Annotated in this window: 9 protein-coding genes and 1 pseudogene; 9 read left to right on the top strand and 1 reads right to left on the bottom strand. The window is 33.7% G+C overall.

Translation table 11 applies throughout. From position 1 onward, the window contains the following. Positions 1 to 2 precede the first annotated feature (2 nt). The 4 genes from HY04AAS1_RS07195 (at position 3) to HY04AAS1_RS07175 (ending at position 8217) form a co-directional block, all read left to right on the top strand. On the top strand, positions 3 to 275 hold the full coding sequence (locus HY04AAS1_RS07195; RefSeq protein ID WP_012514468.1) for a hypothetical protein: 273 nt from the start codon (positions 3 to 5) through the stop codon (positions 273 to 275). A gap of 34 nt (positions 276 to 309) precedes the next feature. After that, positions 310 to 1272, top strand: coding sequence for a hydrogenase small subunit (locus HY04AAS1_RS07190; protein WP_012514467.1), 963 nt, complete (start codon positions 310 to 312; stop codon positions 1270 to 1272). A 25-nt stretch (positions 1273 to 1297) separates the two neighbouring features. Further along, positions 1298 to 4453 (top strand): helicase-related protein, encoded by a 3156-nt coding sequence (locus tag HY04AAS1_RS07185; protein WP_012514466.1) that lies wholly within the window; start codon positions 1298 to 1300, stop codon positions 4451 to 4453. 230 nt (positions 4454 to 4683) lie between these two features. Next, on the top strand, positions 4684 to 8217 hold the full coding sequence (locus HY04AAS1_RS07175; protein WP_012514464.1) for a TaqI-like C-terminal specificity domain-containing protein: 3534 nt from the start codon (positions 4684 to 4686) through the stop codon (positions 8215 to 8217). Positions 8218 to 8221: 4 nt separating this feature from the next. Here the strand turns inward: HY04AAS1_RS07175 and HY04AAS1_RS07170 are convergent. Beyond that, a pseudogene (locus HY04AAS1_RS07170) lies at positions 8222 to 8707 on the bottom strand (hypothetical protein); the annotation flags it as partial. A gap of 77 nt (positions 8708 to 8784) precedes the next feature. Between HY04AAS1_RS07170 and HY04AAS1_RS07165 the strand changes: the two are divergent. The 5 genes from HY04AAS1_RS07165 to HY04AAS1_RS07145 are packed head-to-tail and all read left to right on the top strand — an operon-like array spanning position 8785 to position 13003. After that, the gene (locus HY04AAS1_RS07165; RefSeq protein ID WP_012514462.1) at positions 8785 to 9648 is read left to right on the top strand and encodes an ROK family protein; all 864 of its coding nucleotides are present in this window, start codon (positions 8785 to 8787) and stop codon (positions 9646 to 9648) included. Next, positions 9645 to 10550 (top strand): glycosyltransferase family 9 protein, encoded by a 906-nt coding sequence (locus HY04AAS1_RS07160; protein WP_012514461.1) that lies wholly within the window; start codon positions 9645 to 9647, stop codon positions 10548 to 10550. The genes HY04AAS1_RS07165 and HY04AAS1_RS07160 overlap by 4 nt, the downstream gene beginning before the upstream one ends. Further along, entirely contained in the window at positions 10547 to 10825 is a 279-nt protein-coding gene (locus HY04AAS1_RS07155; protein WP_012514460.1) for a SemiSWEET family transporter, read from the top strand. The genes HY04AAS1_RS07160 and HY04AAS1_RS07155 overlap by 4 nt, the downstream gene beginning before the upstream one ends. 50 nt (positions 10826 to 10875) lie before the next feature. Further along, positions 10876 to 11814 (top strand): TIGR01212 family radical SAM protein, encoded by a 939-nt coding sequence (locus HY04AAS1_RS07150; protein WP_012514459.1) that lies wholly within the window; start codon positions 10876 to 10878, stop codon positions 11812 to 11814. 34 nt (positions 11815 to 11848) lie between these two features. Next, positions 11849 to 13003 carry a cation diffusion facilitator family transporter gene (locus tag HY04AAS1_RS07145; RefSeq protein WP_012514458.1) on the top strand — a complete coding sequence of 385 codons (1155 nt, stop codon included), beginning with the start codon at positions 11849 to 11851 and terminating at the stop codon, positions 13001 to 13003. The last annotated feature ends 12 nt before the right edge of the window (positions 13004 to 13015 follow it).

Here is a 13015-nt window from a genome sequence, read left to right as displayed (position 1 = left end):
AAATGAATGTATTAAATGCGGCCTTAAACGTTGGAGTTTTACAAAATGCACAGACCAACCAACCAAAAGCCCAGCAAGCGGGTATGGTAGATGGTGTACTACCCTTTGGCCTTTTTATGGGTGAGCCAGTATCGCCTGCTGAAAAATCCAAACAAGAAAACCAGCAAGCTACCACTGGAATAAACTCTTTTGAATCAGCCCTTTACAATTTCATGAACAACATGATAACCCAAAGCGTTCAAAATACCCAAAACAGCAGTTTAAACAGCTTTTAATATAGCTTTAAAAATTTAGTGTTTTAAGCTTTTTATGGAAACGTACTATGATTTTTTAGCGGGAAGAGGGGTTAGGTATAGAGAATTCATAAGTTTTTCTACAAAAATATGCGGGCTTCTTGGTATAAACCCAAATGAAATAAACGACATAATAAACGCTCTAAAACAAAAGCCAAGGATACCGGTTTTGTGGTTTCATGGACTTGAATGCACGTGCTGTTCTGAGTCTTTGATGAGAAGCTCATCGCCGGTGTTTAGCGATATGGTGTCGTTGATATCTTTAGAATACGATGATTTGATATCTGCTTCTTGTGGTGAAAATCTATTAAACTATAAAAAGAAAATAATAGAACAATACAAAGGAAACTACATACTTGCCATAGAAGGAAGCATTACAGAGTTTGAAGACGGGGCTTGCTGCATGGTGGGAGGAAGATCCTTCAACGAAGAGCTTTTGGAAGCTGCCGAAGGTGCAAAAGCTATTATAGCTTGGGGCTCGTGTGCTTCTTTTGGCTGTGTACAAGTGGCTTATCCAAACCCTACAAAATCATCTTCAGTAGATACTATCATCAAAAATAAACCCATCGTGAAAGTGCCAGGATGTCCTCCTATACCAGAGGTAATGGCAAGTGTGATCGTTTATATGCTTTTAAAAGACGAACTACCTCCTCTTGATAGCAAGTTAAGACCAAAGATGTTTTATGGTATGACAATCCACGACACTTGCTATAGGAAGAACTTTTACAACGCCAACAAGTTTGCCGAACGCTTTGACGATGAAGGCTCAAAAGCCGGTCATTGCCTTTATAAACTTGGATGCAAAGGTCCAAGCACCTACAACGCCTGCAGTTCCATCGGCTGGTACAACGGCCTATCTTTCCCCATAAAATCAGGTCATGGTTGCATCGGTTGCTCCCAAGAAGGCTTTTGGGACAAAACCATGTACAAAGAAGAAGCCCCTATAACACCTCAGAATTTCGATATATTTAGCTTTTAAGATATAATAATCGTAGGGTTTATAAATGAGCTATACTGATATTACTTTTATTACAAATCAAGAAGGGCAGACTTTAAAAGATAGGTTTAACGAACTTATCAAAGATGTAAAATTTTTTGACGTTTTAGTTGGCTATTTTTTTGCAAGTGGTTTTTATGCTATTTATAAATCTTTAGAGAGTACAGATAAAATAAGAATTCTAATAGGGATTTCTACTGATAAATTTACTTATGATTCTATTCAGAAGGGCTCTATTGCTTTGTCTGAGAAAGAAATAAAAGAATCAATAGAAGAAGGCATAATTAAAGATCTTGAGGATTCAGAAGATAATAAAGAAACAGAGGAAGGTATCAGAAAATTTATAGAATGGATAAGTACAAAAAAGCTGGAGATAAGGGCTCATAAAGAAGGGGGCTTGCATGCTAAACTTTACATAATGACATTTAAAGAGGGGGATAGAGATGTTGGAAGAGTGATAACAGGCTCAAGCAATTTTACCCAAAAAGGATTGGTGGAAAATCTGGAGTTTAACGTAGAGCTTAAAAATAGAAGCGATTACGAGTATGCAAAGCAAAGGTTTGAAGAGCTTTGGAGAAATTCTGTTGATGTAAGCGAGAAGTTTGTGAATACCATTAATAAGTTCATAAATGATGCTATAAAACCTTATGAACTTTATCTTAAATTTTTGTATGAATATTTCAAAGACGAACTAAGCAATGTTGATGATTTATACAGCAACAAATTTCCAGATAATTTTAAAGAACTTGAATACCAAAAACAAGCTGTTTTAAACGCTAAGAAAATTGTAGAAGAGTATGGTGGTGTTTTTATATCTGATGTTGTGGGTCTTGGAAAGACTTATATGACTGCCATGTTAGTTTCTCAACTTGGTGGTAGAACTATGGTGATAGCTCCTCCGGCTTTACTAAGCAGCAGTAATCCTGGTTCTTGGGAGAATGTTTTAAGAGATTTTCATATACCATTTAAAGCTGTATCTGTGGGTAAGCTTGATGAAGCTATAGAAGAAATTGAACGCAGAAAATACGATAATATTATCATAGATGAATCTCATAGATTTAGAAACGAATCAAACACCACTTATGAAAAATTGGCAGAGATATGTAGAGGCAAAAGGGTTATACTGGTTTCTGCAACTCCTTATAACAATTCTCCAAAGGATATTTTGTCTCAGATAAAGTTATTTCAAAGCCCAAAAAAAAGCAATATACCTGGTATTAAAAATTTAGAAAGTTTTTTTAAAAAGCTTGAAACCAGGTTACAAAACGCTAAAAAGAGCAAGAATCAAGAAAAATTTATAAAAGAATCAAGAGACGTAGCCAAAGAAATAAGGAATAAGGTTTTGAGGTATATAATGATAAGAAGAACTAGGAAAGATATTGAAACATATTTTAAGGAGGATCTTAAGAAAAATGGCTTGAAATTCCCTCAGGTAGATGCCCCTATTCCAATATTGTATCAATTAAACGACGAAGAAGACAAAGCTTTTATGGAAACGATTAATCTCATAACTAAAAACTTAACTTATACAAGGTATACACCGCTTTTGTATCTGAAATCAAAAATTGATGCTTTAGAACAGCAATCCCAGGAAAACATGGCTTCTTTCATGAAAGTTCTTCTCGTAAAGCGTTTAGAGAGTAGTTTCTATGCTTTTAGAAAGACGTTGGATAGATTTATAAAATCTTACGATGGGATGTTAAATACCATAAAAAATAAGAAAAAAGTATATATTAGCAAGAAGTATTCAAATAAAATTTTAGAGCTTTTAGAAAATGATAATGACGAAGAAATAGAAAGACTAATAAACGAAGGTAAAGCACAAGAATACGACATAAAAGATTTTAAAGAAGATTTTATAAATAATTTAAACAGAGATAAGGAAATTTTGGAAAGAATAAGAGATTTATGGCAGGATATTAAAAGAGATCCCAAGTTAGATGTTTTGATAAAAGAGTTAAAAGAAAACCAAATTTTGAAAGATCAAAAAATCATAATTTTTACTGAGTCCAGAGAAACCGCAGAATACATAACACAAAAATTAGATGAAGTGTTTGGCAATCAAGCTATCTTATTTCACGGTAGTTCTCCTGAAGAGATAAAGGATAAGATTGTTGAGAACTTTGATGATAGCTCAAAGATAAAGAAAGATGATTATAGAATCCTTGTATCTACGGATGTGTTATCCGAAGGGGTTAATCTTCATAGGTCAAATATCATTATAAATTACGACATACCGTGGAATCCAACTAAAATAATTCAGAGAGTGGGAAGGGTAAATAGATTGGATACCAAGTTTGACAAGATCTATGTCTTCAACTTTTTTCCAACCACTCAAGTAGAAGATCAAATACAATTACAACAAATAGCTAGATCAAAGGTAGAAGCTTTTCTAAATCTGCTCGGTGGAGATGCTGCAATCTTAACAGAAGGAGAGCCGATAGGTTCTCATGAGTTGTTTGATAAACTTATATCAAAAGATATTTTGAATGAAGAAGAGTTTGAAGAAAGTGAATTAAAATACTATAAAATTATAGAAAAAATAAAGAAAAACAACCCAGATTTATTTGAAAAGATAAAGCAAATTCCCAAAAAAGCTCGTTCTGGTAAGATTTATGAAGTAGATACAGATATGCTTTTGACATTTTTTAGAAAAGGTAAATTGATGAAGTTTTATATATCCGACAAAAACGAAACCCGGGAGCTTGATTTCTTGTCCGCTGCAAAATTATTTGAGTGTGATGAAAGCCAACCGAGGATAAATATTCCTTTAGAAAAATTCTACAATCTTCTTGATAAAAACAAAGAAGCTTTTATTTATGATACGTTAGAGGAGGAAATAGATAATCAAAGATCAGGTAGAGATAACTCTCAAAAGTTGTTTAAACATATTAAAGCTATATTTAGAGATAAAAGAAATCTAACAGAGGACCAAGAAGAGTTTTTGGATGCTGTCATCGAAAGATTAAAAGAGGGTGCTTTACCAAAAAAGACAGTTCAGAGGGTTTTAAAGTATATAGAAAATGTTGAAGATCCAACGAAAGCCCTATCCATATTAAAAAATGAAATTCCAAAAAACTTTATTGATAAAAAATACTCGGATATAATAGATAATAGGACTCATAAAAGAGAGGTTATATTATCTTTATACTTAGAGCGATGAAATCGCATTTTATTTATGACGTGGCATACTTGTGGATCGTGGCATACTTGTGGATCGTGGTAGACTTGTGGATCGTGGTAGACTTGTCGGGAGTTGACGAGGTAATAGGCACTGGTAGTGTAATAAATGCAATGCATACTAGAACGGCAATGACGGGTTTCAGCATTAGTAAAAAGGCAAACCGATTAAGAACTTAGAAAGATGCTTAAACCATGTTATAGGAGTTTAAGATGGACGAGGAAAGAGCAAAAAATCTTGTAAAAGATGTGTTTGAAAGCAAATTTGATGAAAGGAAATTTGAGGGATTTATAGCTAATTTGCTAAAGAAGTACGATAGAAGCAAGTTTCTAAAGAAAAGAAGCGGATCACAAGTAGTAAGAGAAAAATATTTAGATTTCATAGGTTCTTGGGAAAGATTGGGAAGGTATATAGATTCAGAAAAAAATGTGATAGATATTCTTATAGTTTATCTCAAAAAAGGACAATCTTTATATAGATCAAGAGTAGCCCAAAGAAACTTTGTAGCTGATTATTTAAGTGGGAAAGTTGGAACGGATTCATTAAAAGACGCTGCGCTTGTTGCATTCGTATCTCCTAGACCGTGGCAGACTTGTATGGAGGAAGATTGGAGATTCTCTCTTGTTAAATTAGAGTATAAAAAAGAAGGAGGAAAATTAATAGATGAGCTATCACCAGCTAAAAGATGGTCTTTTTTAGTTGGTAAAAACGAAAAAAGTCATACAGCTCAATCAAGATTCTTAGGGCTTTTAAAATCAGATGAAGAACCTACTTTAAAAGAAATTCAAAAAGCTTTTGATATAGAAACCATCACAGATGAATTTTTTGAAAAATACAGAGATTTATTTATAAAAACCAAGATTGAACTTGACAATATTGTCAAAAAAGACGAAAAGCTTAGGAAAGAATTTAAAAATAAGAATATTAGCACTGTTGATTTTGCTAAAAAGCTTCTTGGTCAGATAGTGTTTTTATACTTTTTGCAGAAAAAAGGATGGTTTGGCGTAGAGAAAGGCAAAGATTTTGGAACAGGTCCAAAAGATTTTATTAGAAAGCTTTTTAATGGTGAGTATATAAGCTATAAAAATTTTTATAACGATGTTCTTGAGCCGTTATTTTATAAAGCTTTAAGAGATGGTAGAAGTTCTGACGACCATTACTACGATAAGCTTAAATGTAAAATTCCATTTTTAAATGGTGGGCTCTTTGATCCACCAAATGATTTTGACTGGGTTAAGGTAGATATCCCACTGCCAAATGATCTTTTTTCAAACAATCATAAAACAGATGAAGGTGATATAGGGGATGGGATACTTGATGTGTTTGACAGATACAACTTTACTGTAAACGAAGAAGAACCGCTTGAAAAAGAAGTTGCACTTGATCCAGAGCTACTTGGTAAGATTTATGAGAAACTAAATGCAATTAGAGAGGATAATTTTGATGAGTATTTAAAAGCTTTAAAGTCTTCCAGAAGAAGCAAAGAGTCTAAATTTAATAAAGAATATGGAGTTTATTATACGCCTAGAGAGATCGTTCATTATATGTGTCAAGAAAGCCTCCTTTATTATCTTGAATCTCAATTAGAGGAGCAAGTATACCACGGTTCTAAAATTGGAAGAGAAGATTTAGAAAAGTTTATCAAGTATGCTGATTTGCTTGTTGAAAATGAAAAAGTAGCTCAAGAAAAAGTTGAAAATAATGTTAAAGCTTCAAAATACAAATACGAAATTCCTGAAAGTATAGTAAAAAACGCTAAAGAAATAGATAAACTACTCAATGATCTAAAAATCTGCGATCCTGCGGTTGGTTCTGGAGCTTTCCTTGTTGGCATGTTACATGAGATTGTAAAGCTGAGACAGCTTCTTTCTGTATATACAAAAAACAACCTTAGTAATTATGATTTAAAAAGACATACAATAGAGAATTCTCTATACGGCGTTGATATTGATCCGGGGGCTGTTGAGGTTTGTAAGTTAAGATTTTGGTTATCTTTGATAGTCGACGAAGATTCCTTCAATGATATAAAACCGCTTCCAAACTTAGATTATAAAATAGTTAGGGGAAATTCCTTGATTGGATTTCCTAACAATTGGAGAAGTGATATAGCAGATAAAATAGAAAAATTAGAGGATAAGCTGTTTTCAGAAACGCATCCAGAAAGAAAAAAGGAAATAAAAAAAGAACTTGATGCCTTGATTTTAAAAAGACTTGAAAATTCTAAGGAAATTTTTGGATACAAAGTTGATTTTGACTTTAAACTCTTTTTCCCACAAGTATACCACAACCAAAAAGTGTTCAAAGAAAAATCTGGTTTTGATATCGTGATTGGAAACCCGCCATATGTAAGACATGAAAAAATAAGAGCCATTAAACCGATCCTTGAAAGACAAAACTACGAAGTTTTCACATCAACGGCAGATTTGTATGTATATTTTTATGAAAAAGGCTATCAGCTTTTAAAAGATCAAGGGATCTTGGCATATATAACAAGCAACAAATGGATGAGGGCAAAGTACGGAGAGAAGTTAAGAAAGTTTTTAAAAGAAAAAACAGCTATTTTAGAGATAATTGATTTTAGTGGTTATAGCGTCTTTGAGCAAACGGTGGATACTAATATTTTGATCTTTAGAAAAGAAAATGATCGTGGCAGACTTGTGCCAAGGAAAGAGCATATTTTTAGATTTTTAGAGGTTAAAGGTGGTATTGAAGATATTGAAGAGTATTTGAGAAGAAAAGGCAAACCCAAGTTGATTGGGCAAGCTACTGAGAAAAAAGTTGAGCATTTAGATAGTTGGCCTCAGGTAGATACATGGCAAGAACTTAGAACATGGCAAACTATGTATCAAAGTAAGCTTTCTGATAACGCTTGGACGCTTGGAGATGAAAGTGTTTTGAGCTTAAAAGATAAGATTGAAAAAGCAGGAAAACCTTTAAAAGATTGGGATGTAAAGATTTATTATGGAATAAAAACAGGATTTAATGAGGCTTTTATTATCGATAGTGAGAAGAGAGATGAGATTTTAAGAAATTGTAAAACCGAAGAAGAGAGAAAAAGAACAGAGGAAATTATAAAGCCAGTTTTAAGAGGTAGAGATATTGATAAATATATGTATAAGTGGGCTGGATTGTGGATAATTGGAACTTTTCCAGCAAAAAATCTTAATATTGACAATTATCCAGCTTTGAAAGAGTATTTAGGAAGCTTTGGAGATAGGTTATTACAAGACGGGAAACCAGGTCATCGTAAAAGGACATCAAATAAATGGTTTGAGACACAAGATAATATAGCATATTATCCAGAATTTGAAAAAGAAAAGATAGTGTGGCAAGAGATGAGCCTTGAACCTTCTTTTGCTTATGATGATAAAAAGTTTTATACAAATCAAACAGCTTATATAATGACTGGCAAAAATTTAAAATTCATCTTAGGACTACTGAATTCTAAAATTTCAAAATGGTATATGCAAAGCTTAGCTTATTCACTATCCGAGGGAGCCCAAAGATGGATAAAACAGTATGTTGAACTTATCCCCCTTCCCCCAATCACAAAAGAAAATAAGCCCCTCGTAGACCAAGTAATCCAAAAAGTAGACCAAATCCTCACGCTTACCCAATCTAAAGATTACGATACAAATCAAGAAAAGCAAGAGCATGTAAAAAGGCTTCAGCATGAGATAGATAAGCTAGTTTACAAGCTTTACGGATTAACGGAAGAGGAGATAAAAATAATAGAGGGAAGTTGATCTCTTACAAAATCTCTTCAATCTTGCCGGCCAGTATAACCTTCTTAAACATCTCATCTAAAGCTTTTATATCATCTGTGGTTTCTATCTTCTCTTCAAGCTCTTTTGGTAGTACTCCAAACTTGATAAGGATGGCGCTCTTGACATCATCTTTTTTGGTTTTAAGAGATCCTTCTTGCAATCCTTCTTGCTTACCTTTTTCTAATCCTTCTTGCAATCCTTCTTGCTTACCTTTTTCTAATCCTTTTTGCAATCCTTCCATCATCCACTTTTCTGTTAGTGTCATAACCTTCTTATCACCTCCTGTTAATTCTTTTAAAATACTCTCAACCTCTTCAGGGTTATTCTTCACAGATACAATATAATCAAGCGTTAAAAATATGCAATGAGATTTTTCTATATGCTCATGGCTTTTTATATAATCGGCTATAAGCTCAAGTACTTTTATAAAGCCTTTTATGCTATCAAATATATGCTTCATTGTAAGCATGGTAAGGCTGGGAAGTTACACCTTTTAGCTTTAAGAGTTTTCCATGTATTTGGTATAATATCTGTAGGGACTATAACATGATACTCTCTTTAGATGTAGGGGCTACTCATATAAAATCTGGGATAGTAGAAGATGGTAGTATAAAAAATAGGCTTGATTTTGAAACACCAAAAGATTTTGAAGAGTTTTTGAGGCTTTTAGAAAAAATAATATCTCATTATAAGGATATAGATACACTTTCTATAGCAATAGCTGGTCAAGTGGATATGAAAAAAGGTATTTTAAAACACGCACCAAACTTAGGCTGGAAAGATATAAATTTTGTAGAGCTTGTGCAAAATAGATTAAAAAAAAGGACTATCCTAATAAACGACGTTAGGGCTATCACGTACGGAGAATACATATACGGCGGGTTAAAAGATGTAGAAAACGGAGCTTGTGTTTTTGTAGGTACAGGTATAGGTGGTGGGCTTATCATAGATAAAGAGCTTAGGTTTGGCTGTGATTCAAACTTAGGTGAGATAGGGCATATGAAACTAAAACCAAATGGGCTAAAATGCACCTGCGGTAAAAGGGGCTGTTTTGAAGCTTACGCTGGGGGGCTTTCTTTGGAGAGATATTTAAAAAAATTAGGTTATAATAAAAGCTTAAAAGATTTGGTTAGTGAAAAAGACTCAAAAGTTGCAAAAAAGGTTTTTGATAGGTTTGTTTTGTATATGTCTTATGGGCTTGCTAGTTTGATAAATATGTTAAATCCATGTAAGATAGTGCTTGGGGGTGGTGTTATGATGGGTTTTAGCTTTTTGTTTGAAGAGATAAAAAATAAAGCTATTTCACTATCTATAGACCCAAGCGTTGAGCATATAGATATCACACTTTCAGAGCTTGGAAACGATGCTGGGATACTGGGAGCTCACGCTTTTGCTATGAAGCATATATGAGGGTTTTGGTTTTATCCCTTCATAGGGGTTATGGGGATCTTCTTTACAACGCTTTGCTATTTAAAGCTATAAAAACCCACCAAAAAGATGCAATCGTAGAGGTTTTTACCACAAAACAAGGTTTAGAGCTTTTTGAAAAAAACCCTTACATAGATTTTATGGATGATAAATTTGGCTCTTTTGAAGGCTCTTACGATTTTTTAGTAGATACTTCCTTTAAAGGTATTTCTTATATTTATAGTTTTCTCTTAAAAGCCAAATACAAAGTAGCTTTGTATAAAAAAGAAAAAGAAAAGTTTCTATCTTTTATATACAACAAACTCACTCCTTTTAGTCCAAAAGATAATGAGATAAAAAATACCCTTCAGATACTAAGCCCTGTTTTTGGTAAAGAGGTTGATGTAGAGCCTTATTTTTGGATTTTCAAAGAAAACCCTCTAAAGGGTAAAACCTATGTAGTAATATCTCCTACAGCACCTGTACCCACAAAAGTCCCAAGTATAGATATATTTAACGAAGTGGCAAAGTTTATACATGCTAAAGGCTACGATGTGGTGTTTGCTTATCCAAAATCTGAAGCGTTTTATATCACAAAAAAGCTTGATTTTGCCACATACATATCTACAGATATACATACTTACGCAAGCATTTTAAAAGATGCAAAAGCGCTTGTTTCTTGTGAGACATTTAGCTATCATCTTGCTACGTTTTTGAATGTGCCTTCTTTGGTGCTTTTGGGAGCATACCCCATATGGAAAGTAAGCCCTTTACAGCATTATGTAAGTCTTAATCTTGAATGTCAATACTGCGGGTCTAAAACCTGCAAAAGAGGCGAAGACGATGTGCCTTGTTTAAATATAGATTATAAAGATGTAATAAAAGAGTTTCAAAAGCTTTTATGAAAGAAAATTTTGTAGAGCTAATAGGTCTTGTGGCGGGGGTGCTTACTACATCTGGTTATATTCCCCAAATTTATTCTGTGATAAAACAAAATAGTGCCGAAGGGTTATCTGGTCTTTTCTTAATTATAATGACGATTGGTATAAGCTTGTGGCTTTTGTACGGGATTATACAAAACTCGCTGGCTCTTATTTTTGCAAACGCTTTTAGTTTGTTTTGTCTTCTTGTATTGGGCTTTTATAAAATTAAAGATTATTATCGTAAAAACCAGCAATAATGTGTTTTTTATTAGTGAAAAAATAGAAAAAATATATATATTTTTATCCTATGTTAGCGACATCATCAAGGATTTACACGTTAAAAGATTATCTTAAGCAAAAGTATGGAAGAAGGGTGCAAAAGATAACGGTAGCCCTTCCCTTTACATGTCCAAACATAGACGGCACAAAAGCCACTGGTGGATGTACCTATTGTCTTACTGGCACAAGGCCAGCCCACATATCACCTTTGATGGATTTAAGAGAGCAAATATCTTCAGGCATAGCCCAAGCCAAAAGAAGATACGGTGATAACATATATTTTTACATATACTACCAGTCTTATTCAAACACATACGGAGATTCAGATTTTCTAAAATCTGTATACGATGTGGCGCTGGAGTTTGAAAACGTTGTGGGTATAGATATTGGCACAAGACCAGATTGCGTACCAGAAGACGTATTGGAGCTTATACAAACCTATACAGACAAATTGGATGTATGGATAGAATATGGCCTTCAAAGCTCTCACTTTAGTACGTTAAGGTGGATAAATAGAGCCCATGGAGCATCTGATTTTGTAGATGCTGTTTTAAGAACAAGGAAATACAAAGGTATAAACATATGCGCTCACCTTATAGTGGGTTTCCCCCAAGAAGACTTGGAAGACAACTTAGAAACCGCAAAGCTAATAGTCGCTTTAAACGTAAATGGTGTCAAAATACATCCACTTCACATCATCAAAAATACAAAAATGGCAAAAGACTATCTGGAGAACCCTTTCAAGCTTTTAACATTAGAAGAGTATGCATATAGAGCCGCCAGGATAATAGAGATACTTCCACAGACGATGGTCATACACAGACTAACCGGCGAGGTAGAACCAGACAGATTGATAGCCCCAGATTATTGTACTTTCTCAAGAAAGTTAGAGGTAAGGGAAAAAATAGAGCAAGAGCTTGAAAAGATGGACTCTTACCAAGGAAAAGTGTGTCCATTTAATAGATAAGATAAGCTTTTAAAAATTTAGTAAAATTAAATAGATGAAAAAGTATCACTGGAGTATAATATCAATCTTTTTGATGCTACTACTGGCTATTATAAAGCTGGGAGTGGGTTTTTTGTCTAAAAGCGTAGCACTTAAAGCAGAAGGTATACACTCTTTATCGGATAGCTTAGCTTCTTTCATAGGCTTTATTTCTATATACATGTCTGAAAAAAAGCATGAGAAGTTTCCCTATGGACTTTACAAACTGGAAAATATAGGTGCAATGTTTATATCGTTTTTTCTATTTTTCGCCGCCTATGATATGTTTATGGATGTGCTCTTTGGTCACTATAAAATAGATAGACAATATATATCATGGGGCTTAGGTGTAGGTATCATATCAATGGTTATAACCTTTGGCTTTTCAGTATTAGAAAGAATAGCCGCCAAGAAGCACAACTCCCCAGCTTTAATGGCAGATAGCGAGCATATGTTGGTGGATGGGTTTGGATCTTTTGTTATAACGTTAAACTTTTTATCGCTGGAGTTTAATATAAACTTGGATAAGGTATTTGCAAGCGTTATAATACTTATTATAATCTATACAGGTTTTCATATATTGAAAGAGCAAATCTTTGTAATATTGGATGCTTCGGTGGATTCAAAAATGATAGAACATATAAAAGACATAATACTGCAAGATCCAAGGGTAAAATCCGTCAAAAGGCTTTTGGTGAGAAAATCTGGTGATAAGATATTTATAGATGCTGCTATTTCAATCAAATCTCACAACTTCAACCAATCCCACACCGTTGTCGATAGCATAGAAGAGGCAATATCAAGGGCTTTTCCCCAAACGGAGATGGTTTTTATTCACTACGAGCCGGAGGATGGTCCGGAAAGTTCAAGGATAGCCGTTTTAACAAAAGATAACGCCGTTTCAGATTTTCAAAATGTAGATATGATACATATTTACGATAATTTTGTATTAACCTTTGTATTAAAAGCTAAAGACGATAAAGAAAAAAAAGAAGACATAACCGCCACAGATATAGCTCAAGTAAAATCAGACTTTGTTATAGCCACAAACCATCCAAAAAGCAACCGCGCCAAATGGATATTTCACAAATACGGGGTTTTCATATGGGAAACAGAAAACAAAGACATTCAAAAAGCCCTTGATGAGATAAAAGCTTTTTCAAAAGATTAATTATTCCGATTA

Origin of the sequence: Hydrogenobaculum sp. Y04AAS1 (assembly GCF_000020785.1) — a bacterium.
Classification (GTDB): domain Bacteria; phylum Aquificota; class Aquificia; order Aquificales; family Aquificaceae; genus Hydrogenobaculum.
This window is presented reverse-complemented; position numbering and strand designations above follow the sequence as displayed.